The organism is Stieleria marina (assembly GCA_007741555.1).
Lineage (GTDB): Bacteria > Planctomycetota > Planctomycetia > Pirellulales > Pirellulaceae > K23-9.
The window spans coordinates 6,037,754-6,063,154 of the sequence record CP036526.1 but is presented as its reverse complement, the minus strand read 5'-3'; the positions used below and the strand labels follow the sequence as shown (position 1 = coordinate 6,063,154).

Genomic DNA, 25,401 nt, shown 5'->3' with positions numbered 1-25,401 from the left:
GGGCTGCCCCAAGCCGACTTTTGACTAGGAGGAACAGTTGCCCCGCTGGCGGGTTATGATTTCGCTTAAGCAGTTTCTTCAAGATTCGAACAGCCGGGAGCACAACATGGCAATTCGCAGCGGTCGATTTACGGGTGACGCAACGCAGATCTTGGTCGGAAACAGGCGTGGACTTCCTATCATTGATGGTCATGGAGGAACTTATCGGATTTTCAATTCTGGCTACTCTGCTTTCTTAGTCGCCATTCGAGGGCAGCCGAACATCGTGCTACCGGCAGATTGCAGTGTTGATGTCCGTCCAGGTTCAGGAGACATCATGATCAAGCGGGTTCCCGCGACTCCCACGACACCGGCGGGCGACAAGATGGTCGAAGGCATCTATGAATTCTTGTCGGAACACTCGGAGGTCAGGAGTGGACGGTTTTCGAAAGTAAGTGGCATGTTTTCCATTGTGAGCGACGCAAACCCGAACGCAAAAAGTGTTCTGTATCGTGTCATCAATTCGGGCAATGATGCGTTCAAAATTTTTCGGTTGCATCCGACAGCTCCGACGCTCGTGACAAATTTGAAGCCGAAGACATCGATCGACATCGAGCTGGATGGAAATGGTATGGAGGTCGAGTTGATCTCCTCGGCCAAAGGGATCTACTTCCATCTTGACCAAGTGGGGGACGTGAGGAGCGGACGGTTTAAAATTGGCCCCAAGATTCCAACGCATCCCGATCCAAGCCTGGACCATGTGATTATCAACACCTTGAGGAACGGAAGACGCGATAACTATTTTCGGGTGTTCAATTCGGGGGACCACTCATTCAAGCTGCACGGCTTAGCGGCTCCTGTCACGATTACCAGTGGTATGTCTTTTGATTTTAAGGTTGCGCGAGCGAATGATATCGTGTCAGTCCAGGGGCTCAACGGCACCGATGAAATCGAAGGCAGCTTTGATTTCGTCCCACCGCATGTTTGAGAAGACGTTTGATTTGACGTTTTGGAAATAGGTGTCCGCGCAAGCTTTTTAGTTAGTTGTCTCATGAATGAAGATCAAAAGTATCCGCCAGGGCGTTCGCCAGTCCCAAGGCGAGATTTCATCAAAGCGACCGGCTCCGCTAGTTTGGCCGCTGTGAGCTGGTGGGGAATTACTGCAAAATCCGATGCAATGCAGGCCAATAGCCAGCAAGTCAAAACGGGAGATGCTTCCGACTCGATGACACACAATTACGACTATGACGGTGGCCAGTGATCAGTTCAAAGTCATGGTTCGTGTTGTCTGTCTGTAAGCGTTCTAGGTCCAGTTCTCTCGATAGTTCGAGGCACCAATGAAATCGGCAACGGTTCTTTTGGTCGCTGGCTCGGCAAACTTTTCGACTCGCGATGTGTGGGATGGGTACCGCGTCGCGTTGGAGCAGGCTGGAATGCATGTCATTCCGTACTCCACGTTTTCGTTTTTAAAGCTGCTTAGCATTGATGCCGTTTGCAACGACATCATCGGGACTGCCGTCGACCAAGCGAACCACATTGACTTTGTCGTGTTCGTCGACGGATTGTACTTTCGCGGGCACCGCAGTCGCGTGCCGCAATCGATACGGCGCGCCGGGATCCCGACGGTGTTGATTGCGACGGATGATCCGTACGTCACGATCCCAGATGCCGAATCGATTTATACGTATCGCTTCACCAACGAAAAGGAGTGTGCATGGGAGGGGGCCGAGTATCTGCCGACGGCCACGTTGCCGCCGCCTGAATTGTCGCGGCGTGATCAACCAACGTATGACGTAGCCTTCTTGGGAACGGTGTTCGAGGATCGTGCCCCGTTGTTGGTCGAAATTGCAGAGCACTGCGAACGCAACCAACGCAGAATGTTGATCGCTGGCAAAGTGCTAGGAGACGCTACGGTTTTTGATCGTTTTCAATTTGCCGATGTCAAAATCAAGACGGTCGATGAAGCGGAAAAGTGGCAGATCTACTCGGATTGCCACGTTGCGATCAATGTCTTTCGAGAGTCCGATCGGCCTGCGGTCTCGCCGAGTCCGCGGATATTTGAAGTGACCGCTTTCGGCCACGCCGCGCTGGTCAGTGGACCACGGCGAGCGGAAGTTGATTCGATTTACGGAGACTCGATCTACCATTTTGACGATGCTGATTCTGCTATTGAGTCGATCGAACGAGCGTTGACCGAACCTGACACGCGTGGGATTAAAGTCCAGGAAGCCAAACAAATCACGCTGCAATCACAGACGTATTTTGATCGCGCCGACCGTCTTTCGCATGCGCTGTTGACTGCCGGTGGTTCTCCCTTGGAGATCGATTTGATCGAATCGCAGACGGGCTGGATCATTGGTTGTGGAAGAACTGGATCGACTTGGCTGGCGGAAATGCTAGGAGATTTGCCCAGAATTCGGCGTTGGCACGAACCCTATTTTGGAAGATTGTTTCGCCATCTGCAGGAGAGGCCCGAGGAACGCGATCGCAAGTCAGCGTTCTTTTCACGGCAGCAACAGAGCATCTGGTTGGCCGGACTGCGAAGCATGTTTTTTGATGTCGCCAAGGATCGTTTTCCAAAGCTTGGTGACCACGCATTGGCCGTCAAAGAAGTCAACACGCCAGAGATCTATCCGTGGATACACGACGTGTTCCCTCGAAGCCGCTTGGTCTTTTTGGCACGCGACCCATTTGATGTGTTCGACTCGTATCTGGATCTCCAGCGCAGCGGTAGCTGGAACGATCGGTTCGGTGACGCCGATGGCGATCCGCTTGACCCCGAACACGCTGAGCGGACGGCCCGGCATATTCACCGAACGATGACCGCGGCTTTGAACGCCTACGAATCCTTCCCGGACAATCAGCGTCTTTGGTTGTCTTACGAAAACCTGCTCGATGACACTGCAGGGGGCTTGCAGCAGTGTGCACAGATCCTGGGGCAGGCGATCAACGAAAAGCACGTTTTGCGAAGTGTTGAAAAACATCGCTTTGAAAACTACAAACGAACCGGCCGGTTGGAATTTCGCCGGCAAGGCATCGCCGGAGGTTGGCGTGATTCGCCCAACTTTACCGACGCGATCAAGCAAACAGCGAATCAGATGTTGGGCGATCTACGAGTTCGGCTGGGATACGCTTTCGAAACGGACCACTCCGTTCCTGAGCCGACCGACGCGTAGCTGATTTAGACGCCAGCGACATCCGCCGCTTTGTAAACCACTTGCGCTCGTTTGAACCCGAGTCGTTCGTACAGACGAATGGCGGCCGTGTTTTCGGTGGTGACTTCGAGATGAATCTTTTGCAGACCAGCATTCCAAAAACCGGCAGCGGCTTTCATCAGTAAGATGGAGCCTAGGCCAAGACCACGATGCGATTGCTGGACGCCAAGATTTTGGATCGCACCCCAGCCTTCGCTCTGCAGTCCTTGGATCGTCCCGATGCTCTCGATTCGCCCCCTCTGATCACGGTGACGTAGTAACCAAGTGGATTCGGGAACAAACGTCGGCCTGGAAGCGATCTCGCGCATCAATCGCAAGCAGCCATCGCGGCGACCCAAGCACGGAAACACGTTGGCATCCAGTTCGTGACGAAAACTTTCGTATTTAGCGATCGCGTGTTGCCGAATCAGATCTTGGCTGAACGGCACCAGTTCGTACCCTGATGGCAACGGACGAGCCGCGGGCAACGCTTCGCGAAGATCGCAGTCCATTCGGAATCGTTTGAAATACGTCAGGCCCATGCGGTTTGCTATCTCAGACGTGGTTGGCAGAAATCGGCGTTTGGACTTAGATGGCCGCTTGGCGGATTCCTATAGTCAATCAATTCTAACACCGGGGCGGGCCAGTCCAAGCGATTCTTGGGCAGAATCGGACGATCCCAGTGATGGTGCCTGCTATATCTGCGACGACCAGTAACCAGTACTACGACCAACAATACAGCTCGCTCAGCCGTGGATTGCCACGCTCGGTCGCGGTGGACTACGCCAATTGAATCCCAACTGATAAAATTCGCCGGTTATGCAGCATGATGAGGCACCCCGTTTGGAACCTTCCAATTCCGATTCTTCCGATACCCAGGGGGATGTTCTGGCTCCATTGGTCGATGATGCGATCGTTTTGACCGGACCCACTGCGTCGGGGAAGAGCGACGTCGCAATCGAATTGGCACAAAAAATCGACGGCGAAATTCTGTCGCTTGATTCGGTCGCAGTCTATCGCGGGATGGACATTGGCAGTGCAAAGCCTAGCCCCGACGACCAGCTGCGCGTCGTGCATCATTTGATCGATGTGGTTGATCCCGACGAAGAATACAGCGTTGCGTGTTACTTGCAGTCCGCCCGGGAAATCGTTCGTGATCTGAAGCAACGAGGCAAACGAGCGATTTTTGTCGGGGGCACGCCTATGTTTCTCAAGGGGGTGCTGCGTGGATTCGATCCCGGACCACCCGCTGATTGGGATTTTCGCAAAGCTGTCGAAGACGACGTCAAGCAACACGGCGCCGAAGCTCTCCGGCAGCGGCTTCGCCAAGTCGATCCGGTCGCGGCGCATCGCATCGGTCCCAATGATGTAAGGAGAATGACGCGTGCTTTGGAAGTCGCTCGCTGGGCTGGTCAACCGTTGACGCATCGTCAGTCGCAGTTTGATCGTGCACGTGCGGCCAAAGACTGCTCTGTTTTTGCAATGAAAGTCCCAAGAGCCGAATTGCACGCCCGGATCAATCAACGCGTCGAAACGATGTTCCAGTCGGGAATCGTCGATGAAGTGCGTGGGCTTCTTGATCGCTACCAGTCCTTGTCTCGGACCGCTGCCCAGGGCGTCGGTTATCGAGAGCTAATCGAATACGTGCGCGACGGCGGTGATCTAGACCGAATCAAAGAGGAGATCGCCGCTCACACTCGGCAGCTTGCCCGCCGCCAAGAGACCTGGTTCCGATCATTCACGGAAATACGCCCGATCGATGCCGCCGAAGTGATCGACGCAACCGCGCTGGCGGAAAAGATTGCCGCGCAGGTTGGATAACGTCGACCTCGTAATCTTTGGCAACCGGCTTGTTATGTGGTGTATTCCGAATTGAACGTGACGTATTCGGTCGTCAGATCGCTTGACCAAAACGTCGCTTTGCCACTTTGCAGTCCGACTTGTAGATCGATTTCGACGTCAACATTGGCCTTCATCTTCTTGCTCAGAGCGGCTGCATCGAACGACTGGGGGACTCCCTCCAAGTAGATGGCCTGTCCGCAAATTTTGAGGGTCGTTTTTGTCGGATCGATTTTGGCTTCTGCGTAACCCGCCGCCGAAACAATCCGTCCCCAGTTGGGATCGCCGCCGGTGATTGCTGTTTTTACCAACGGGCTGGCTGCGACCGTTCGCGCAATCAACTCAGCGGCCGAATCATCGGCGGCACCATGGACGTGGACCTGCATGACATGCGTCGCCCCCTCGCCATCGGCGACCAGTTTCTTTGCCAGTTCGATGCACAAATCGTTTAACTGGTCCACGAAGTCCTGGAGCGGTTCGCCACTGAGCGGTTCGCCCTGGCCGCTGGACAACAGCAACAGCGTATCGTTGGTACTGGTGTGCCCATCCACGCTGACTCGATTGAAACTCAAGTCAGCCGCTTTGGCCAACATGGTTTGACACTGTGTCGATTCCAGGGGGGCGTCCGTCAAAACCACCGCCAGCATCGTCGCCATGTTGGGCGAAATCATTCCGGCGCCTTTGGCCATCGCCGCGATCTCGTACGACTTGCCGCCACAGACGACCGTTCGCTGCACCATTTTGCGTGCGTTGTCTGTGGTCAAAATGGCATCAGCAGCCGACAAAAACGACTCGTGATCGTTGCTTAGTTGATCATGAGCCTGCTCAATTCCGACGGCGATCTTATCCATCGGAAGCGGCTGCCCAATCACGCCGGTGCTCATGACCAGCACCTGGCTTTCGTCGCATCCGACCTTGGCGGCGACTTGCTGGCACATGGTCACTGCGTCGTCCATGCCGCTTTGGCCCGTGCACGCATTCGCATTGCCACTGTTGGTCACAACCGCACGGATCGTTTCCGACGGCGTACGAGCTTTGCACAGCAGGACAGGTGCGGCGACGATTTGGTTCTTCGTAAATACACCTGCCCCCACTACGTCCCTTTCCGACACAATCAAAGAAACGTCTTTTTTGCCGCTTGCTTTGATTCCGCAGGCGACACCCGAAAATTGAAATCCGGCGGGCAGTGAGGGGGCTGGCTCTGACATCGATTCGTTTGGGATAGTGTGGGGAGGGCTGCCTAGGATCGGCAAAGCTTGGCAAGAGCACTAAAGTGACGTGCTCTCGTGTTTTGCGGTTATGATCCTGAAAGCGTTGGGCCGATTAAAACGTCCCTTTGAACGTCCAATTTATCACGGCAGTATCGTTGAACGCACCCCATTCGCAAATGACGGATTCTGTGGAAGAAACTGCTGACGAAACGGACGATCCCGGCGCCGCCAATACCGGCTACTCGCCGACGTGTGACGCACGGACCGACATCGTACGCTGCCAGGGACTTTCCAAACGCTACGGTGATTTCGACGCACTCAAGGACTGCGATGTTCGCGTTCGGCAGGGCGATGTTTTTGGTTTATTAGGCCCAAACGGTGCTGGTAAAACGACGCTGATTCGTTTGCTTTTGGGGTACCTGCATCCCACGGGCGGAAGTTGCGCGATCGCGGGGCTGAACCCGGAAGTTGATTCGGTTGCCGTCCGGCGAGAGGTGAGCTATCTGCCCGGTGATGCTCGGTTGCCACGTCACATGCGTGGTGATGGCGTGCTGAAGTTTTTTTCGGAAATTCATCCCAGCGGAAATCGAGACAAGAGCCACAGCATCGCGAAGCGTTTGGAACTGGACCTTCGTCGCCGGGTAGCGTTTATGTCGACAGGAATGCGGCAAAAATTGGCGTTGGCGGTCGTGCTTGCGACGGAAACACCGTTGTTGATCTTGGACGAACCGACTGCCAACTTGGACCCCACGGTCCGCGGCGAGGTTTTGAATTTGGTCCGTGAAGCTCAAAACGAAGGACGCACGGTTGTTTTTTCGTCTCACGTTCTGAGCGAGATCGAAGAAACGTGTGATGAAGTCGCTTTTTTGCGGCACGGTGTTTTGGCTCATGAATTGAAAATGGCCGAGCTTTTTCAGCGACATCGCGTGACCGCCAAAGCCCCGAGCACGGTACCTGAGATACCCGATCCGTTGGCGAATTCCGCATCCATCACCATCGTCGACGCGATCGGCGATCGAGAGGGCCGCGTGACGATCGATACGGCAGGTGATTTGGCGGGGTTCTTACCGTGGATCAACTCCTTGGGACTTTCGGACCTTCGAATCGAACCGCTTGGGCTGCGTTCGGTTTATGACGCCGTGCATGCTGGTCAAAAGGTGGCGATCTGATGGACCGCGTTTTGATCAAAAAGTACATCGGACAGTCGATGCTGCTGTTCCTCGCTTGTGCCTTTATTCTGTTCACGTTCGCCTGGGTTCGCGTCTGGGTGGGAACGTTCTTTAATCTCAGCCAGTACCAAGGCATTCTAGATCAATTAAAAGAGTTCGAGCATTTTGCGCCCATCGAATTCTCGGCTTTGATGAGCTACGCCGGGCAAGTGGCACTGGTCTACGACGAACCGATTGTGATTCTTTGTGTGGTGATTTGGAGTGTCGCACGGGGCAGTGACGTCATCAGTGGCGAATTAGGGCGGGGGACGCTGGAGATGCTACTTTCGCAGCCGATCAGTCGCCGCCAATTGCTAGGGTCTCACGCGATCGTGTCCATCGGCGGACTGATTGGACTGTGCTTGTTGGTTTGGGCTGGCATCGGGTTGGGCGTCTACACGAATGATGTCGACGAAGAAATCCCTGCGCCGCAGGTCACCATTCCGATCTTTAATTGGGAGATACCGCTTTCGGCCGGAGAGCCGCTGGTGGAAAAAGTTCCGCTGGCCGATCGGGTCGATGTGCGAACTTATGCATCGCCAACTTTTCACCTGTTTGCATTTGGTTTCTTCGTGCTGTCGTTGGCAACTTTGTTTAGCAGTTTGGATCGCTATCGCTGGCGAACCGTGGGCTGTGTGGTCGGTGTCTACATCATTCAGTTGGTGATGTTTGGTTTGGGCAAAGCGGCCAAGTCGTTGGATTGGCTGTTGAATATGAGTTTCTTCAGTTGCTACAAACCGCAAAAAATGGCCGCAATCGTCGGCGAAAAAGGAATGGCGGGACCTTGGAGTCTGACGGAAGTGTCCGCTGACTTGGTGTTGCCGCCGCTGGTGTATCCGTTGATCCTGATTGGGGGTGGCATCGTGTTTTATATAATCGCCGCCATTCGTTTTGATCGCCGAGATCTTCCAGCGCCGCTGTAGTCGCAGCCCAAGCGTTCATTCGCATTGACGATGATCGCACATCACTTGGCCAGTCGCGGCGCCGAATAACCTTGCTTGCGAATCTTTGCCAACAACCCCTGCATTCTGGCGACCTGCTCAGGATGCTGTGATGCTACGTTGTTGCGTTGGCCAATGTCGTTTGACAAATCGTACAGCTCGGCTGGTCCATCATCATCATTGGGATAGCTGTGTTTTGATTCCCATGTTTTGTTTCGCGCACTGACGTAGCCGTTTGGGGCATCGATTAGCAGCCATTTGCCATCGCGAAACGCGTAGCTGTTCTGTTTAGTGTTGTGCACATGAGTGGTCCGCACCGAAGCGGTCGGGTTTGTCAGCAGCGGACGCAAATCGTGCGAGTCTTCGGCCGCATCATCGGGCAAAGCAAAGCCGATGTGACCGGCCAGGGTTGCCATGATGTCGACTTGCGAAACAAGCGATTCACTGACGCTGCCCGCTTGAGTAACACCTGGCCAGCGAATCACAAATGGAACGTGGTGTCCGCCTTCATAGATATCACGCTTCAAGCCACGAAACGGTTTCGCGGACCAATGGTCGTACTTTTCGTCGCGGACATAGGCATATCGCTCGGGACCATTGTCAGCCGTGAAAATCACGATCGTGTTGTCTGCTTTTCCCGAGTCCTCAAGAGCACGGAGCAGTTGGCCGCATGCATCATCAGTCTCAAAAACGAAATCACCGTACGCGCCTGCGCCTGATTTTCCGTCGAACTGATCATTCGGGATGATGGGAGCGTGAGGCGATGGAAATGCGAAGTACAACAAGAACGGTTCGTCGCTATCACGTTGGGATTTCAGAAATTCGACGCCGCGAGCAGTGGTTGTTGGGATGTTTTGGTAGGGATCCCAGTCCGATGCCATTGGTCCGGGGCGACATTCCCAGTTGCCTTCTTTGATCGGTTTCCATTTCGTAGAGTCCATCATCTCGGTCGGAGCTTTCTGCACTCGGTCGTTTTCGATCCAGCAGTAGGGAGGAAAGTTAATGACCGTGTCGCCGAAATACGAATCGAATCCGTGTGCCAACGGTCCATCGGGAATCGCCATGTCCCAGTTGAACGCGTCGGGTTTGAAGGCCATTTTGCGACCTTCCTTGACGGGCTTTGCATTGGGTTTCTTGATCGCGTCCCAGTCCCAACCCAAGTGCCACTTTCCGATTGCTGCGGTGCGATAGCCGTTTGCTTTCAGCATCTCCGGCAACGTCAATCGTTCCGGTTTGAAAACGGAACCGCCAAATGCATTGACGATGCCGTGAAAATCTCGCCAATGGTGTCGGCCCGTCAGCAGTGCATATCGGCTAGGCGTGCAGATCCCCGACGAAGAGTGTCCATCCGTGAACCGCATCCCTTGGCTGGCCAATGTGTCCAGGTTGGGCGTGGGGATTTTGGAGTCGACGTTCTGTGCGCCCAAGTCCCCAAACCCCATGTCATCGGCGTACAGGATCAATACATTCGGCTTGGCCGAAGGTTCGACGGCCTGGGACGTGCTGGCGGGAATCGCGAAACTTGCCAATAGTGCGGGCAGGGCAAAGAAAACGACATTTCGCATGGAGTAAAGCTCGTTAAAAACGGTCAGGTGCCAGTTTGATTCGCAGCGGATATGCGAAAATGATACTCTGAACAGTGACCGACGTTTTGCACGACTGGCTTCAATTCTTTCGCGAAAGAGAGTTCACAGAGATGTTTCCCAGAAACCTTGTTTTAGTTGGTCTGATTGCCGCAATCGGATCGCCCCTGTTGGCCCGAACTTGGACGGATAGTTCGGGCAACTACACGTTGGATGCAGACATGGTCGGATTCGATGATGCCGCGGTAATCTTGCAACGCAAGGATGGAGATTTGGGGGCGTTCCCGATCGACAAACTGTCCGAGCAAGACAAAATGTATTTGGAGTCCAAAGAAGCCAAGGATGTGCACGCGACGACCATCGATCAGCTTCAAACATGGCACTTGAACAACGGTTTGAAAGTCGTGGGGCGAATCGTTGATTTCGCACAGCGAGATGTCACTGTCCAAGCGCGGCGCGGCAAGACATACGTGAACAACATCGTGTTTGAAAATCTTCCGCAGATTTACCAGTTTATGCTTCCGCAGATTGTCGAAGAACTCGAACGCACCGACGAAATGGATCGGAAGGGATTTAAAGACTGGGTGCGTTCGCTAAAAGGCAAGCCCAAGACATTTCAACTCAGTGGCGTCTTGTTCGAACTCGAAAACGGTGACGAATACGGTGTCCCCTTCTTTCTGTTCACCAAAGAAGACCAGCAAATGTTAAAGCCAGGCTGGGACGATTGGTTGGCGGCGAAAGCGGATGTGCAGAAGGCCGAGCGTGAGACGTTTATGCTGCAGTCAGCCGCGGCCGCCTACAAGAGCGATCAAGAACGCTACGCACAGGCTGAAGAGCGACGGCGGCGTAATGAGGCATTTCATCGTCAGGTCGCCGTGATGAACTTGCAGTTTCAAGCAATCCAATCTGGTCTGACGTCCGCGTGGGAGATCACGCTCTACCCTCTGCCGGGCACGTATGCACGTCCACGTTGGGTCGTTGCATATGGACGCAATAGTTTAGAAGCAACTCAGAAAGCTTTGCGATCCAATCCCGGGTTTCGCAACGGTCCCGTCAGGAAATTGAGCCGATAGGAGAAACCGCTGTGTCATTCCAAAGTGTGATTCGATCTGCCGTCGTTGCGGCATCGCTGTGCGCGGTTTGCGGGACATCGCACGCGAAGGCGGAGGGCAACGGCAACGCTGCCAGTGTGGACCTGTCACAGTCGCGATTGGTGCGTTCCTTGGTAGGACGCAGCGAATCAGTGCGTTTGAAGGCTATCGCTTCGTTGAAGTTCAAAAATGAGGCCAAACGCGACGCGTTGGACGAACTGGTGCATGCGTTGCGTGAGCATTCGAATCAAGTCGTTGCTGGTCGACCCATCGCCGGAAGCACGCCCGCATTGATTCAATTGATCGCGTCGGTGGACGACCCCGCAGCCACGCGGGCTTTGGTGGATTTGCTGGATAGCGACCAAATGCAGATTTCGATGTTTTGCGCCAATGCTCTCGGTCGCCAAAAGTGTATCGAGGCCATCGAATCGCTCAAGCAACAAGTTGGACGGTCCGAGTGGAAAACACACTACGGATTTCGGTTCAACTTGGTCCGTGCATTGACCCTAATGGATCACCCGGACGCCTACGAATTTTTGGCTCAAATCAGAAGAAACGTGGACGGCCAGCTTTTGCATGAAATGAACACGGTGTTTCAAGGCATCACGGTGGACGATTTTTTGGGCGACGAAGAACGCTTTGCAGCTTGGAAAAACGGTAGCACCACTGGTCCGTCGGTGAAGTTGGCTGGCTATTCCGAATCGCCGGATTCGATCTTCAAGGACGCGACGTACAGCGAGTCAGCCAACCGAATTCAACTACGCCGCCAGAAGTATTACGGCATTGATATCGAGGCGAAACGGCTTGTTTTTGTCATCGATCACTCCGGCAGCATGAAAAAGGGCAGTAGCCATAACGGGCGCTGGGGCAGTCGGCTTTGGCACGCAAAAGATGCTTTGATCAAGGCGATCGAAGCGTTGCCCGAAGACGACGAATTTGGCATCATCTTCTACGCAGAGACTGTGCGTCAGTGGAAAAAGGGCCTGGTCGTTGCGACGCCGGACAACAAACAGGACGCCAAGGCGTTTGTGTACCGGTTGGGTTTTGGGGGCAGCACGAACACGCACGGAGCGTTGTGTGAATCGATGAACTTTGACGATGACCTGGAAGCCGTCTTTCTTTTGACGGACGGTATTCCCAGCAGTGGGGCCATCGTGCACCCGGATCACATCGTGAATGACATCGTGCGTCAAAATCAACTGCGACATTTGAAGATCAACACGATCGGTATCGCGGTGAATTCAAAGACCAAGTCATTCTTAGCGACATTGGCCAAACGTTGCAGCGGCGAATTTACGCAGCCGGAGTAGCGAGGAAAGCAGCTAGGTCACGCTGCGCCGCCGTACGGCCTGCACCGATTGCACGCTCAGGATCTGAAAAATCAAACCACGGCCGCCCACCAACACTTGGCCGAATGACCACGTCGGCCTTTTCGATTGCGGTTCGGCGCAGGATGCGTTCACCGATCTCGTCCATCCGCATCATCACTTCCATTGCCGTGCCCGGACGAGGAATCGATGTGTGGTCAGCCCCGACGTCGACGCCGATGACCATGTCGCTTGCGTAGCTGCGAGCAACTTCAGTCGGCAACGAATCCAGCACACCGATGTCACACAGAAGATGGTTTTCCCAGTTGACCGGCGGGAAAAAGCCGGGGATCGCGGTCGATGCCAACACGGCTTGTCGCAGCGAACCCGATTCCAAAACCATTCGTTGTCCGCTAATCAGATCCGCTGCAACGATGCTGAGCGGAATGGCGGTTTCGCGGATGTCGATGTCTGGTAGCAAGTGTTCGATGGCGTCGCGCAGCAGACTATCGTGCATCAACGATGGCCCTGTGATCGCGCGGCGCAAACGGCGGCTATTGGCGACGGTTTTGCGAAGCCGCGACAACATGCTGGCGTACCACGAAAGCGAAGGCGATTCTTGCTCGGGTGCCGACAGTTTTGAGGCGGGGCCCACCACGGAAGTGAAGTTTTCCAAAAAGATCGACGAGTGCAGGAATTCAATCGTGGCTGCCTGCACCCGCCGGATATCTGGTTCTACAGCGCACATCGCGCCCACCAAAGATCCGATGCTGACACCCACGATGCGCTCGGTTTGAATCCCTGACTCGCCGATTAATTGCATGGCTCCCAGATGAGCTATTCCACGAGCACCGCCACCGCCAAGTGCAATCACCGCGCGACGATTCGACTGGGCGCTTAGGTCCTCTTTGCGAAAGTTGAATAGCTCAATCAATTTCATGTTGGTGACCTCTTTAAAAGGGGCCAACGACTCCGCCTGCGGAGTCGTTGATTGGATGCTGCTATTTATAAGACTGCAGGATTTTTCCTGACTGCACGCCTTTTAGCTCCGCCCATCCTTCATCGGCGATCTTTCCGCCCAACGTTGTTACCAGCCGGAAATCTTTGTCGGACGGTTTCTTGCCTGTGATTTGACGACGCAGTTCGCCACACATGACGGACGCAGCTGACTTGGTTGTCGCATCTGCGGAGTGCGCCGCGTACAAGCTGGTGACCAACATGACGATGGCACCTTGCAACTCCGATGACAGGGCCGACATGCGGCACTGACGGTCGGCTAGTTTCAATTGATGGTGACGCATTGTGCCACTGATCTTGAAACCGGATTTGGACAACAGTCGCTGCGCGAACTTTGTGTGTTGGCCGAGTTCGTGGTCGATGCCGTCGATCGGTGACCACTTGCTGCCCGCAAGTTTTCGCCCCGCGAACCACCGGGTGTACGCCATCATTGGTCCCTTCAGTGCCCAAAGGTGCATTGGGTTGGCAAGGTTCGGCTGCTTGATGCCCAGACCGTGTAGAGTCCGGCCGATTGGTTCAAAGAATCGTTTGCCGTGGTCCTTTACCAATGATTTGAAGAACGCCATGCCCAGCATTTCGCCTTCACCTTCGTAGATACACGGAGCCAGGAATTCGTGAACGTTGTCCCCGAACAAATGGCCCTCCAGGAAAGAACGACCTCCATGCGTTTTCATAAACAATTCGATGGCCGCTTCCTTTTGCGATTCGCTGCCAAAGATTTTTGCGACGATACACTCCATCTCGCCTCGGTATCCTTGGTCGATCAAACCGGAACACCACTGCGTCAGCGCATCGCAGGCAACGATCAGGCCTGCCATCTTGCCGACGCGGCGCCGAACCAGTTCGCGTTTTGTGATCGACAGCCCGTAAGTCTTGCGATACTCCGCCCAGGGAAGCATTTCGGCCAGCATCCAGCGCATAGCGCCAGCAGCGTTGGCACACAAAGAAACTCGTCCTAAATTCAATCCGTGGTAAGCGATTGTCAGTCCATCACCGCGAGCGGGTACCAAGAGGTTGGCCGCTGGCACGCGGAAATCTTTGAACACCAGTCCATTGTTGTGCGCCCGACGAAGCGCGTAGATGCCGTAGCGGTTCAAGTAGAAATGTTCATTCTCTTGGTCAGGTAGATCGACAATCAGCACCGATGGAACGTCGTCGATTTTGCAGACCAATCCGATCGTTCGACCAGGGATCGCGTTTGTGATGAACAGCTTTTCCCCGTTGACGACGTAATGGTCGCCGTCCAGGACCGCCGTCGTTTTCAGAGCGGTGAGGTCACTGCCGGCACCAGGTTCGGTCAACGCAAATGCTGACAAGGCTCGGCCATCGCCAAGTTTGGGAAGGAATCGTCGCTTTTGTTCATCCGTTCCAAATGAACGCACTGGATCGACAGCACCGATACAGCCATGAACGGAGGCCAAGCCGGCGACGGTGGGATCGATGGTTGCCATCCGCGTGATCATTCGCCCGAACTCTCGCATCGTCGCACCGGCACCTCCGTATTGCGTGTCGACCAGCAGGCCCCAGTAGCCCGCTTCACCAAGTTCAGTCATGACCACGTTGGAAATTTTGCCGTGTTCATCGACGAGCGTGCCAACGTCGCGGTGGCGTTGGACGATCGCGAGAGATTTGTTGACGACAGATTCGACAGCGGGCGAACCGAAAGGAACGTCGCTGTAAAACAGCTCGGTAGGCACCTTGGAATCCCAAACGGCGCGGTGAACCGGACTGTTGACTGTCTTGTACTGCGGTGCGAACAACGCTTCGACCTGGTCGTCAGCCGTATCGACGACACCGGTTCGCTTGGCTTCATCATCGGACGCGCCGCCCAAACGAAGTGCGACTTCGGCAAACGATTCTTCTTCGGCACCATGGTGAACCGGCGTGGAGGCTTGTGGAGAAGATGGCTCCGGCGTGGACGCAGATTTGGGCGCCGCGGTTTCTTTGTCCGTGACTGGCACTACAGGAGTGTCCATCTTAGGAACGTCCGGCGAGTGGTTGGTATCAAAATCAAGGCTCATGACAAAGCTCCTTCGTGAAAAATGTTTGTGTGTTCATTGTGCGACGCCGTTCACCAAACGCTTTTTGTGAAGCCGAGGTGGCAGCGTTGCAAATTTGCGATCGGTCCCTAGTTCGTTGTGGTCGCACTGTGATCGAGGGTGTCGTCAGTTTCAAAAAAACTCCCGTCCTCCTTTGCCATTCGTGTCAAAGTGGCTGGTGGTGCAAACCGGTCGCCACACTGCTCTTGAAGAAATTCCATGTTCGTTAGCAATGTTTGCACGCCGATTGAGTCGGCCACATGAAGCGGGCCGCCCAGATGCGGCGCGAAGCCTGTCCCCAGGACCATTGCCAAGTCGATCGCCCACGCTTCGACAACGACGCGTTCTTCGTGACACTTGATCGCTTCGGCTAACATCGGATACACCAAACGACGTTGAATGGGAGTTAGCGAGTCGTCTAGAAATGTTTCCGCAAATTTCTTTGGTTGCGTGCTAATTGCCAGTTCGATGACTTCGCCACGACGGCCATTTGAATGGCGATAGAAACCCGCATTCGTTTTCTTACCAAGCTTGCCGTCATCCACCATCATCTGAAGCATTTCGACAACCGGTTCGACTCCCGAGAGCACTTCGCTAAGTGAGCCGGCGACGTGCAACGCGACGTCCAGGCCAATTTGATCGAGCAATTCCAGCGGTCCCATCGGCATGCCAAAACGCCGGAGCTCTTTGTCGATTTTGGCCACGTCGTAGCCTTCACGCACCATCAAAATGGCTTCGCCTAAGTAAGGGAACAGCACGCGGTTGACCAAGAATCCCGGTGAGTCGGACGTGACGATCGGCGTTTTTCCCATGGCCCGAACGAACGCGACCAATCGCGAAACCGTGGCGTCGCTGGTTGCTTTGCCTTGTACGATTTCGACTAACTCCATCCGTTGGACGGGATTGAAGAAGTGCAAGCCGCCAAAGTTTGCCGGCCGCGAAACCGCCATGGCCATGGTGTCGACCGAAAGCGAAGACGTGTTGGTTGCCAGAATGGTGTCTTGGCCAACCATGGCATCGAGCTCACTAAAGACAGCCTGTTTTGTCTCCATGCGTTCGACAATGGCTTCGACGATCAAGTCAGATTGTCGTAGCAGATCGTCGTCGCAGGTGACGGTGATCTTTTGTGTCAAATCGCGGCGTTGGAAATCGCTCCAGCCTTTGCGATTTGCCAGCGAATTGATCAAAACGTCGATCCGTCGTCGTCCTTGCGTCGCGGCGTCCTCGTTGACTTCTTTGATTACCACGTCAAATCCGCGCAGTGCGGCTAACTGTCCGATCCCAGCCCCCATCGCACCGGCGCCGATGACGCCGACGCGTTGGATAGGCATTTCGTGGGCCGCTCGAACGCTGTCGACGGTCCATGTTTTGGGGCTTCGAGCCTTTTCGCGTGCAAAGAATAGTCCCAGTAGGTTTCGGCAAGTGGGTGTCGACAAGAGCTTCGTGAATTCGGTTCGTTCGACAAAGAAACCGTCTTTGCCCCGCACGTAAGCCGATTTGATCGCTTTGAGGGCTGACTTCAAGGCGGGAAACGCTTTTGTCTTCGCGGCGATCTTTTTGCCAGTCGCACGAAAGACGATCGCCCGTCCCAAACTGGTGTTGTCCAGCAGGCGCGTTGTCCACTTGCGATGACTTCGTGGCGAGCAATTCAATGATCCCGAAACGATGTTGTCGATGAACTGCTCCACCCCGTCGGCCCAATCCTCGGGCGGAATCGCACGATCAACCAGTCCGATGTTCAAAGCTTCTTTGGCATCCAAGTGTTTGCCTTGCAAAATCATCGATAGCGAGTTTTGCAATCCAACTCGCTTAGGCAGTCGTTGCGTTCCGCCCCAACCGGGGATCACGCCCAGCTTGATTTCGGGGAGCCCGATTTTGGTAGAACTGTTATCGCGAGCGATGATGTAGTCGCACGCCAACGCCATCTCCAGTCCGCCACCCAAGCACGGTCCGTGGATGACCACTACCTTTTTCATCGGCAGCCATTCAATCCGCTGAAACAGCAGTTGGCCGTTTTCGATCAAACGCGCAGCGTGTTGCGGCGACTGGATATTTGCGATCGCTGACACGTCCGCCCCCGCCAAATAGCCGCTTTCTTTGCTGCTGCGAAAGACGACCACTTTGATCGTGTCGCTGGTTTCCAGATCGCTGACGATGGATGCCAGTTCGGTCATTACACTGTGATCCAACACGTTGAGCGGACGATTGGGCACGTCAAGAACGATCTGGCAAACGCCGCGAGCGTCGACGGTGACAGTGAAGTTTTTGTAGGTCACGTTATTCATTTGTTATCTCCCAAGTGAGTTTCGACGACCATGGAGACGCCTTGCCCGCCACCGACACAAAGGGTTGCGAGTCCGCGTCGTTGGCCACTTTCTTTCAACGCTCGCAGCAACGTCAGGATCAAGCGTGTTCCCGTGGTTCCCACGGGATGACCCAACGCGATTGCGCCGCCGTGGATATTCAAAATTTCGTCCGGAAACGCGCCCAACGGTTGGCTCATTCCAAGTTCTTGCTGCGCGAACGCCTTGCTGGTTGCGGCACGCTGGCAAGCGATGACTTGCGCGGCAAAGGCTTCGTTGAGTTCGATCAGATCAAAGTCTTTCATTGTCAGTCCCGTCTGTTTCAGCAACTTGGCTGTCGCATAGACCGGTCCCAATCCCATTCGACGCGGATCGCATCCCGCGACCGCATACGATGTGATGAAGCCGAGTGGTTCGCAGTCAAAACGCGAAAGGTCGTCTGGTCCGGCTAGCACCAACGCGGCGGCGCCGTCCGTAAGTGGGCAACTGTTGCCGGCGGTCACGGTGCCGTCTTTTTTGAAAAATGGTCGCAGCTTTGCAAGCTGTTGCATCGACTGGCCCTCGCGCGGGCCATTGTCTTTTTCGACTACTTCGCCGGGGCGAATCTGGATCGGTGCAATTTCACCCGAGAGAAAACAACGTTCCCTAGCGGCCGCTCCCTTCTGGTGGCTGCGCAGCGCGAAAGCGTCTTGCTCTTCACGAGTGATATCGAATTCTGCCGCTAGGATTTCTGCCGTTTCGCCCATGTTCAATCCCGAGACGGGATCAGTTAGGCCAAGTTCAATGCCGACGAGCGGTTTGAAGTGACGAGGTCTAAACGACGCCAGAGTTTTGATTCGCTGAAGAATCGTTTTGCTCTTGGCCAACTGCATCCACAGCCTTGCCGCTTCGGGGCGAAACAGCAGCGGGATGTTGGACATCGATTCCGTTCCGCCTGCCACGCACAGTTTTGCGCGGCCAGCATCGATCGCTTGCCAAGCACTTAGTATCGATTCCATTCCTGAAGCACAGTTCCGGTTGACGGTATGGGCAATGCGGTCGATCGGTAGTCCTGATTTCAATGCGATCACGCGAGCGATGTTGGCTGCGTCGGCTGGTCCAGCAACATTGCCCATGACCAGTTCGTCAATATCGGGGCCCGCCAATGCAGCGCGGGTCATCGCCGCGCGGACGGCATGTTGTCCAAGTGCGACCGCGTCGACGCGACTGAGGCTGGTAAACGACTTTGCGAAAGGCGTGCGGGCTCCCGCGATGACGGCAAGTGGTTGAGAAGTAATCATCAGTTGGCCTCCTGGTTGGTCGGCAGATTTCCAATGTTGTTGGCTGGCAACGGTGGGATCGGCGGGGCGTCACGCAGGTGTCGGCGAACGACTTTGCCGAGAAAATTTTTGGGTAATTCGCCTTTGCACTGCTGGAACAGACGCGGACGTTTGTGTTTAGACAGGGAGTTGCGACAAAGCAGGCGCAAGCCGTCTTCGTCCCAAGCGTGTCCTTTCTTTAGAACCACGACGGCTTTGACGATTTCGCCTCGGGAAGCGTCTGGGACACCGATCACTGCGACGTCTTGGACACTGTCGTGTTGGCGAATGACTTCTTCGACTTCGCAGGGATAGACGTTGTAGCCGGACGTGATGACGAGGTCTTTCTTGCGGCCAACGATGCTGAAATACCCATCGGCGTGACGCATTGCCAAATCACCGGTGTGCAACCAGCCGTTGCGAATCGCGTTGCCGGTGGCGACAGGGTTGTTCCAATACCCGAGCATGACTTGGGGCCCGCGAATGAGTAGCTCGCCGACATTGCCGTCAGACAATTCGACGTCGCCGTTTTGCGTTTCTACGATTCGGCACTCGGTTTCGGGTAGCGGCAAGCCGATGACTCCGTAACGAGCCTCTCGGAAAAGATGTCCCACGTGCGTCACGGGCGATGCTTCGGAAAGTCCAAAGCCTTCGACAACCAGCGCGCCACTGTGCGTGGAAAACTCGCGGCCGACGTCTTCGGGCAAAGGAGCTCCACCGGAGATCACCCAGTCAATGCTGCTCAGGTTGGCAGGATGTCTTCGCAGTCGCTGGTTCATTGCGATCAACATGGCAGGCACCGCATGCAGGACAGTTGGGCGATGCTGTTGGATTAACTGAATCGCTTTGGTCGTGTGGTAGCGATGGTGCAGCACCAAAGTTGCTCCCATCGCCGCCCCGGCCATCACGGTCGTGGACAGTCCGTAGCTGTGGAAAAACGGTAAGATCGCCATCATCGTTTCGGTGCCAAACGATTCGTCGGTCCACTTGTACTGCTGCCACGCATTGGCAACCAAATTGGTGTGGCTGAGGGTGACTGCTTTTGGGGCGCCGGTGGTTCCACCGGTGGGCAAGATATAGGCGGCCGTGATTTCCGGATCGATGGTGATAGGGCGCCAGCGGTTCGTGGTCGCTTCCATCGCTTCCCAGAACCAATCGATGCGTTCGTTGGACGTGATCGACCAATGTCCGGTGTGCTGATGTCGCATCCAGAGGTAACCCAACTGCTTGTACGCAGGCAGGTGCTGACGGATGGACACCAACAGCATGTGATCGATTAAGTCCGGATCTCCATTGCAAAGATGCGAAAGCAAATCCAAACACACCACATGTCGGCAACCGGTCTGACGAAGTAACGTTTCGACTTCGTCGCCGACCATCAACGGGCTGATGGCGACGGCAATGCCACCTGCTCGCCAGATCGCATTGAGCGCGATGATGTATTCGGGCACATTGGGCAACAGAATGCCAACACGATCGCCAGGCTGGATGCCGATTCGTTGCAGCATGGCAGCACACTGGATGGCTGCATCGTTGATACGACGATAGCTCCAGGTTTCTTCGCCGTAACGTACTGCATCACGATCGGGAATCGTTGACGCTGCGTGGGAAAGCAATCCAAACGCAGGCACGTCGCGGTAGTGCGACAGTCCGCGCCGTGAATTGTCTCGATCGAATCGTGGTCCACGTCTTGAACGGACTCGTCCGCCGATGTGGCGTGGTTCGTTGGTGTTGGCAGGTAGCTGACGCATCTCGGAGCTCCCTCAAACTTGAGAGACTTCATCCGTGAATGACCGGTATCGTCACACGATGACGACAAGACCGTTCCTGCTGGACGGGCGCGAGAATTTTCAGCAACCGACCAGAGAGGCTGTCGGCTCAGCAGCCAAGTGATGGCAATGCTTCAATGAATGATCGTGACAACGCCCGAGATAAGCGTGGTACAAGTCCAACGGGACTACCCACGAGGGCGTGCAGGCGAAGAAAGGCGGGAAACCGAGCCGAATCCGCTCCTCACCGCATGCAATCTATCCTACGTCGCCCGAGCCGCAAAGGCAAGTAAAATCACGCAATGCGAAAATAAGGGATTATGAGGGGCCTTTGTGGCGGCGTTTTACCGGCTCGGCGGGGCCCCTTTTCCTTTCAGTGCGAAGTTAAATCCCTGGTTGCACCAGTCTTCAATCACTCGCGAGGGAATCGTCGCAACGTGACCGTCCAAATAGAGGTAATTGGCGGTTTCGCCGATGTGCCGCTTGGTTGCAATGTACTTTTGACACTTGGCCCAAGTCTGCCGGGACTGGATGCTCGCAGGTGAAAACCAGTCCAGCGGATTGTCTGGATTTGGTGGCTTCGGTTGGGTGGAATGCAACCTTCCACCAGCGTGTTCAAAGAACAATAGAGTCGTCGTCGTGTTGTCTTTAAATGGTTCGGTGTACAGGACCGGATTGTAAAAGTAGCCGTAGCCTTCAATCGAATCGGGGCACACGTCGATGCCGCCTTGTCTCGCGGCGCGGGGATTGAGTCCGAACTGTCGTAGGCGGCTCATGCACTGCGTCTGTCTAGCTCTCGCTCGAGCGTTTTGGATGGCCGGCAACATCAAGCCAATCAGAATGCCGATGATCGACAGTACAACGAGCAGTTCGATTAGGGTGACGGCGGCGCGGGACGAGGTGTGCGAATGATTCATTTCGCTATTCAGTGTATCCGCTTGGCGCCGTTAAAATGCGGCCGAGAGGCAGGAAAGACGGAGCCAACCGCCGGAGTGAACGCCAGCAGAGCGTTCTTTTGGGGATTGCTGAATGTGGCGCAACCCGGCTATCGAATGGGGGAAAACACTTCACGCGTCAGGTTTTGATTGGCTTGACCACAGGTCGAATCAGCTAGCTAGCGATCAAGAAGTCGATCTTCGTACGACCGTCGATTCGACGGTACCTAGGTGCAGCTTGGTTTCGATCGTATCACCGACTTGAACTTCATTGGCGTCATGAATCGCCTGGCCGTCCTGATTAAGCGTAACGCTGTAGCCGCGTGTGAGCACATTCAACGGCGACAAGGCTGACAAAGACGCTGCGGACGATGAGAGTTTTGACCTGGCTTGTTGGAACTGGGACCAAGCAGCTCGCCGCGCCCGTGCATCCAATTCGTCCAGGTCACGCCGGCGTTGCTGAATGAATTCGTGCGGTCGCGCCAGGATAGGACGGTTTGATAGCGCGTCGATGCGGAATTGCCGATCGGCCAGGTTGCTTCGCATCGATCGATGAAGCCGCTGCGAAAGGTTTTGATAGGCGCTGAGCAAACGTTCGCCATCAGGCAAGACGTGAGTTGCCGCGTCGGTCGGAGTCAGTGCACGAACGTCTGCGGCCAGATCCGCTAAGGTGACGTCGATTTCGTGTCCGACGGCCGACACTGTTGGCAGACGGCTTTCGGCAATGGCGCGAACGACAGGTTCTTCGTTAAAGCACCAAAGGTCTTCCAGCGAACCGCCACCGCGCGAAACGATGACCACATCCAAGGCTGGCGTGATTTGATGGGCGGCACGAATACCAGCGACGATCGATTTGGCTGCTCCCTGGCCTTGCACCAGTGCTGGTATGACGACAATTTCGACACCACGAAAGCGATTCGCCGCCGCTTGCAAAAAGTCTCGGACTGCCGCTCCCGTCGGGCTGGTGACGATCCCGAGCCGGCGAGGAAATTCGGGAAGCGGGCGTTTCCGTTCGGCCGCAAAGAGACCTTCGGCGGCCAGTTTGGCTTGCAGTTTTTGAAACGCCAATTGCAACGCACCGAGGCCCTGCGGTTGAGCTTTGCGGACGACCAACTGGTACGTCCCACGCGGTGCATAGACTTCTAAATTGCCAAAGCACAGCACTGCTTGGCCGTCTTCGAGATCAAAATTCAATCGTTCCGCACTGCTTCGCCACATCACGGATCGAATCTGTGCGGATTCATCTTTCAGGGTGAAATAAACATGGCCACTGCGAGCGCGCACCAAGTCGGAAATCTCTCCTGCGACCCACATGGACGGAAACAGTTCTTCGACCATCGCTTTGATGTGCAGCGTCAGGTCGGCAACCGAAATTGCTTTCTCAGGCATCGAGGGATTCGTCCCAGTCGCCCGAAAAGACTTCGGTAGCTCCACCGGTCATCTTGACGTGGTCTGACGCTTCATCCCACTGCAACGTCAGGTCACCACCGAGAAGGTGATTCAAAATCGTTCGCTCAGTGCGTCCCGTCAAAACGCCCGCGACGCAAACTGCCGATGCGCCCGTTCCGCAGGCCCAGGTTTCACCGGAACCTCGTTCCCACGTTCGCTGACGGACTTCCGTTGGCGAAATCACTTCGATGAATTCGACGTTAATGCGATGGGGGAATCGCGGGTCGTTTTCGATCTTGGGCCCCAAGCCCAGCACCAGTTCGTCGGTCGCTTTTTCGACAAAAATAACGCAGTGCGGATTACCCATCGACACGCATGTCACGTTGAACTGATGCCCATCAAATTCCACGGCGTGATCAACGACGCGGCCGCTGTCGGTCAATGTTGTCGGAATCTTGGCTGCCTCCAGTTCCGGCGCACCCATATCGACGGTGACTTCGTGGACCAGGTCATCGTCGCCCGTGGAGAGTTCCAAATCCAAGACACCGGCACCGGTTTCGATTCGCATCGACTTCTTACGAGCGAGATTGTGGTCGTAGGCAAACTTGGCGACACAACGAATGCCGTTTCCGCACATTTCGCTTTCGCTACCGTCAGCGTTCAGCATCTGCATGCGGGCGTCGGCAACGTCGCTTGGCCGGATGCAAATCAGTCCATCGCCGCCGACACCAAAGTGGCGGTGCGAGATCTTGCGAGCCAGTTCGGCGACGTTATCGGGGATCGTTTGGTTGAAGCAATCGACGTAGACGTAATCGTTGCCAGCACCGTGCATTTTTGTGAATTTCATGCGATTATCTTACGGGGCCTAAATCGATTTGGGAACCAAACTGCTGGCGGGGCGGACACAAAAAAACGCCAGCGAGTAGAGACTCGTTGGCGTTTGAATTGGTTCGGTCGCAGGCGAGTCGGCTGCTCCGCGGTAACTGGTTTTAGGCAGCCATGCGTGCCGAAGCAGCGTAGAAATTGGCGATCGTGTCAACGACCTGAATTTGTTCGGCTTCGGTGAGCGATGGGAAAATTGGCAAGTTCAGAACTTCTGCACAGGCCTTTTCCGTTTCGGGCAGATTGGATCCATCGACCTTCAGGTACTGAAAGCACTCTTGTTTGTGCATCGGCACCGGGTAGTAAATCTCGCTGCCGACACCTCGTTCGGACAAATGAGCACGCAAGTCGTCGCGGCGTCCACCGGCAACTCGGATTGCGAACTGATTCCAAACGTGAAATGCGTTGGGATCTTGGTGTGGCATCGTCAACTGATCGTCGCCCACTAGGTTGGCATCGGATAGCAGTCGGCTGTAGCGAGCAGCGATGTCGGATCGTTTTTCAACCGCATTGGGCAAGTCGCGAAGTTTGACTCGCAGCACGGCCGCTTGGAACGTGTCCAGGCGACTATTGATGCCGACGACTTGGTGGTAGTAGCGTGGTCGCATTCCGTGGCCGGCAAACAATCGCAAGCGATCGGCCATGGCGGCGTCGTACGATGTCATCATGCCGCCATCGCCCATGCCACCCAGGTTTTTGGTCGGATAGAAACTAAAGCAACCGACGGCTCCCCAGGAACCCGCTGGGCGAGAGTGGTAGGCAGCACCGATCGCTTGAGCGGCGTCTTCGACAACCGGGATGTCGTTCTCGCAGGCGATCTGGCAGATGCGATCGATTTCGGCGCATTGGCCAAACAAGTGAACCGGGATAATGGCTTTTGTGTTGGGCGTGATCGCTTCGGCGATTTTGTCGACGTCAACGTTGAACGTGTCAGGACGAATGTCAACAAAGACGGGCGTCGCACCAAGTCGCGTGATGCAGCTGACCGACGCAAAGAAGGTAAAGCTGGGCACGATGACTTCGTCGCCTGGCCCGATGTTCAGTGCCATCAACGCCAGCAGCAGAGCGTCGCTGCCGGAAGCACATCCGACGGCGTTTTCAACTTGGCTGTAGCCAGCGACTTCGCGTTCGAGTTCGACCACGTCGGGGCCGAAGAGAAAGCGTCCACTTTCGACGACTTTGGCGAGTGCTTCGACAAATTCGTCTTGGTGGGGAGCGTTATCGCGATTGATATCTAAGAGTGGAACGTTATTGGGATTAGCCATCTAAGCAACCTTCCGTGGTCGAGTCAGCATGTTCGGGAGCAATGAATCGGGATTTGATTGGGGACATCGAGAGGCCATCCGGGCCGCCAAGTCGGCAATCGTTGCCTTGGAATTAGCGATTGTCAGTTGATGAGGTCAAGATCCATCAGCA

General features: G+C 55.1%; 20 protein-coding genes. 8 read left to right on the top strand and 12 right to left on the bottom strand.

Features of this window, described 5'->3' with window-relative positions:
• Positions 1-106 precede the first annotated feature (106 nt).
• From K239x_RS21535 to K239x_RS21525, 3 genes are all read left to right on the top strand, one after another.
• Positions 107-967: a hypothetical protein gene (locus tag K239x_RS21535; protein WP_145420443.1), complete on the top strand. Its 861-nt coding sequence runs from the start codon at positions 107-109 to the stop codon at positions 965-967.
• A gap of 63 nt (positions 968-1,030) precedes the next feature.
• Entirely contained in the window at positions 1,031-1,240 is a 210-nt protein-coding gene (locus K239x_RS21530) for a hypothetical protein (protein WP_145420442.1), read from the top strand.
• Positions 1,241-1,316: 76 nt separating this feature from the next.
• Positions 1,317-3,155: a sulfotransferase gene (locus K239x_RS21525; protein ID WP_145420441.1), complete on the top strand. Its 1,839-nt coding sequence runs from the start codon at positions 1,317-1,319 to the stop codon at positions 3,153-3,155.
• 5 nt (positions 3,156-3,160) lie between these two features.
• Here the strand turns inward: K239x_RS21525 and K239x_RS21520 are convergent, their stop codons facing one another.
• Positions 3,161-3,685 carry a GNAT family N-acetyltransferase gene (locus K239x_RS21520; protein ID WP_473163547.1) on the bottom strand — a complete coding sequence of 175 codons (525 nt, stop codon included), beginning with the start codon at positions 3,683-3,685 and terminating at the stop codon, positions 3,161-3,163.
• A gap of 331 nt (positions 3,686-4,016) precedes the next feature.
• Between K239x_RS21520 and miaA the strand changes: the two genes are divergently transcribed.
• On the top strand, positions 4,017-4,994 hold the full coding sequence (gene miaA / locus K239x_RS21515; protein WP_419189252.1) for a tRNA (adenosine(37)-N6)-dimethylallyltransferase MiaA: 978 nt from the start codon (positions 4,017-4,019) through the stop codon (positions 4,992-4,994).
• A 32-nt stretch (positions 4,995-5,026) separates the two neighbouring features.
• On the opposite strand, the gene argJ is transcribed toward miaA, so the two are convergent.
• Entirely contained in the window at positions 5,027-6,220 is a 1,194-nt protein-coding gene (argJ, locus tag K239x_RS21510) for a bifunctional glutamate N-acetyltransferase/amino-acid acetyltransferase ArgJ (RefSeq protein ID WP_145420438.1), read from the bottom strand.
• A gap of 179 nt (positions 6,221-6,399) precedes the next feature.
• On the opposite strand from argJ, the gene K239x_RS21505 reads away from it, so the two are divergent.
• Positions 6,400-7,392 carry an ABC transporter ATP-binding protein gene (locus K239x_RS21505; protein ID WP_145420437.1) on the top strand — a complete coding sequence of 331 codons (993 nt, stop codon included), beginning with the start codon at positions 6,400-6,402 and terminating at the stop codon, positions 7,390-7,392.
• Positions 7,392-8,354, top strand: coding sequence for an ABC transporter permease subunit (locus K239x_RS21500; RefSeq protein WP_145420436.1), 963 nt, complete (start codon positions 7,392-7,394; stop codon positions 8,352-8,354). The genes K239x_RS21505 and K239x_RS21500 overlap by 1 nt, the downstream gene beginning before the upstream one ends.
• Before the next feature lie 41 nt (positions 8,355-8,395).
• Here the strand turns inward: K239x_RS21500 and K239x_RS21495 are convergent, their stop codons facing one another.
• Positions 8,396-9,937, bottom strand: coding sequence for a sulfatase family protein (locus tag K239x_RS21495; protein ID WP_145420435.1), 1,542 nt, complete (start codon positions 9,935-9,937; stop codon positions 8,396-8,398).
• A gap of 131 nt (positions 9,938-10,068) precedes the next feature.
• Here K239x_RS21495 and K239x_RS21490 point away from each other — a divergent pair, with 131 nt between their 5' ends.
• Together K239x_RS21490 and K239x_RS21485 are read left to right on the top strand one after the other, a co-directional pair.
• Positions 10,069-11,028 carry an SHD1 domain-containing protein gene (locus K239x_RS21490; protein ID WP_145420434.1) on the top strand — a complete coding sequence of 320 codons (960 nt, stop codon included), beginning with the start codon at positions 10,069-10,071 and terminating at the stop codon, positions 11,026-11,028.
• A gap of 11 nt (positions 11,029-11,039) precedes the next feature.
• On the top strand, positions 11,040-12,356 hold the full coding sequence (locus K239x_RS21485) for a VWA domain-containing protein (protein ID WP_145420433.1): 1,317 nt from the start codon (positions 11,040-11,042) through the stop codon (positions 12,354-12,356).
• On the opposite strand, the gene K239x_RS21480 is transcribed toward K239x_RS21485, so the two are convergent.
• The 9 genes from K239x_RS21480 to K239x_RS21440 form a co-directional block, all read right to left on the bottom strand.
• Positions 12,340-13,293 (bottom strand): patatin-like phospholipase family protein, encoded by a 954-nt coding sequence (locus K239x_RS21480; protein ID WP_145420432.1) that lies wholly within the window; start codon positions 13,291-13,293, stop codon positions 12,340-12,342. The two genes, K239x_RS21485 and K239x_RS21480, sit on opposite strands and share 17 nt — an antisense overlap.
• A gap of 61 nt (positions 13,294-13,354) precedes the next feature.
• Entirely contained in the window at positions 13,355-15,391 is a 2,037-nt protein-coding gene (locus tag K239x_RS21475; RefSeq protein ID WP_419189251.1) for an acyl-CoA dehydrogenase family protein, read from the bottom strand.
• A 107-nt stretch (positions 15,392-15,498) separates the two neighbouring features.
• Entirely contained in the window at positions 15,499-17,694 is a 2,196-nt protein-coding gene (locus tag K239x_RS21470; protein ID WP_145420431.1) for a 3-hydroxyacyl-CoA dehydrogenase NAD-binding domain-containing protein, read from the bottom strand.
• Positions 17,691-18,992 carry a thiolase family protein gene (locus K239x_RS21465; protein WP_145420430.1) on the bottom strand — a complete coding sequence of 434 codons (1,302 nt, stop codon included), beginning with the start codon at positions 18,990-18,992 and terminating at the stop codon, positions 17,691-17,693. The genes K239x_RS21470 and K239x_RS21465 overlap by 4 nt, the downstream gene beginning before the upstream one ends.
• On the bottom strand, positions 18,992-20,761 hold the full coding sequence (locus K239x_RS21460; protein ID WP_145420429.1) for an AMP-binding protein: 1,770 nt from the start codon (positions 20,759-20,761) through the stop codon (positions 18,992-18,994). Before K239x_RS21460 ends, K239x_RS21465 begins: the two co-directional genes overlap by 1 nt.
• Before the next feature lie 362 nt (positions 20,762-21,123).
• Positions 21,124-21,696: a prepilin-type N-terminal cleavage/methylation domain-containing protein gene (locus K239x_RS21455; RefSeq protein ID WP_145420428.1), complete on the bottom strand. Its 573-nt coding sequence runs from the start codon at positions 21,694-21,696 to the stop codon at positions 21,124-21,126.
• 204 nt (positions 21,697-21,900) lie between these two features.
• Complete coding sequence (xseA, locus tag K239x_RS21450; protein WP_145420427.1) at positions 21,901-23,103, bottom strand: exodeoxyribonuclease VII large subunit; 1,203 nt, start codon at positions 23,101-23,103, stop codon at positions 21,901-21,903.
• On the bottom strand, positions 23,096-23,950 hold the full coding sequence (dapF, locus tag K239x_RS21445) for a diaminopimelate epimerase (protein ID WP_145420426.1): 855 nt from the start codon (positions 23,948-23,950) through the stop codon (positions 23,096-23,098). The genes xseA and dapF overlap by 8 nt, the downstream gene beginning before the upstream one ends.
• A 142-nt stretch (positions 23,951-24,092) precedes the next feature.
• Positions 24,093-25,250, bottom strand: coding sequence for a DegT/DnrJ/EryC1/StrS family aminotransferase (locus K239x_RS21440; protein WP_145420425.1), 1,158 nt, complete (start codon positions 25,248-25,250; stop codon positions 24,093-24,095).
• Positions 25,251-25,401: the final 151 nt, after the last annotated feature.

Excerpts from the sequence above, each read along its gene's own strand:
- K239x_RS21490 (WP_145420434.1), top strand. The coding sequence starts at position 10,069 with ATGTTTCCCAGAAACCTTGTTTTAGTTGGTCTGATTGCCGCAATCGGA.
- K239x_RS21465 (WP_145420430.1), bottom strand. The coding sequence starts at position 18,992 with ATGATTACTTCTCAACCACTTGCCGTCATCGCGGGAGCCCGCACGCCT.
- K239x_RS21470 (WP_145420431.1), bottom strand. The coding sequence starts at position 17,694 with ATGAATAACGTGACCTACAAAAACTTCACTGTCACCGTCGACGCTCGC.
- argJ (WP_145420438.1), bottom strand. The coding sequence starts at position 6,220 with ATGTCAGAGCCAGCCCCCTCACTGCCCGCCGGATTTCAATTTTCGGGT.
- K239x_RS21520 (WP_473163547.1), bottom strand. The coding sequence starts at position 3,685 with ATGGACTGCGATCTTCGCGAAGCGTTGCCCGCGGCTCGTCCGTTGCCA.
- xseA (WP_145420427.1), bottom strand. The coding sequence starts at position 23,103 with ATGCCTGAGAAAGCAATTTCGGTTGCCGACCTGACGCTGCACATCAAA.
- K239x_RS21480 (WP_145420432.1), bottom strand. The coding sequence starts at position 13,293 with ATGAAATTGATTGAGCTATTCAACTTTCGCAAAGAGGACCTAAGCGCC.
- K239x_RS21530 (WP_145420442.1), top strand. The coding sequence starts at position 1,031 with ATGAATGAAGATCAAAAGTATCCGCCAGGGCGTTCGCCAGTCCCAAGG.
- K239x_RS21455 (WP_145420428.1), bottom strand. The coding sequence starts at position 21,696 with ATGAATCATTCGCACACCTCGTCCCGCGCCGCCGTCACCCTAATCGAA.
- K239x_RS21440 (WP_145420425.1), bottom strand. The coding sequence starts at position 25,250 with ATGGCTAATCCCAATAACGTTCCACTCTTAGATATCAATCGCGATAAC.
- K239x_RS21535 (WP_145420443.1), top strand. The coding sequence starts at position 107 with ATGGCAATTCGCAGCGGTCGATTTACGGGTGACGCAACGCAGATCTTG.
- K239x_RS21495 (WP_145420435.1), bottom strand. The coding sequence starts at position 9,937 with ATGCGAAATGTCGTTTTCTTTGCCCTGCCCGCACTATTGGCAAGTTTC.
- K239x_RS21500 (WP_145420436.1), top strand. The coding sequence starts at position 7,392 with ATGGACCGCGTTTTGATCAAAAAGTACATCGGACAGTCGATGCTGCTG.
- dapF (WP_145420426.1), bottom strand. The coding sequence starts at position 23,950 with ATGAAATTCACAAAAATGCACGGTGCTGGCAACGATTACGTCTACGTC.
- K239x_RS21525 (WP_145420441.1), top strand. The coding sequence starts at position 1,317 with ATGAAATCGGCAACGGTTCTTTTGGTCGCTGGCTCGGCAAACTTTTCG.
- K239x_RS21475 (WP_419189251.1), bottom strand. The coding sequence starts at position 15,391 with ATGAGCCTTGATTTTGATACCAACCACTCGCCGGACGTTCCTAAGATG.
- K239x_RS21505 (WP_145420437.1), top strand. The coding sequence starts at position 6,400 with ATGACGGATTCTGTGGAAGAAACTGCTGACGAAACGGACGATCCCGGC.
- K239x_RS21460 (WP_145420429.1), bottom strand. The coding sequence starts at position 20,761 with ATGCGTCAGCTACCTGCCAACACCAACGAACCACGCCACATCGGCGGA.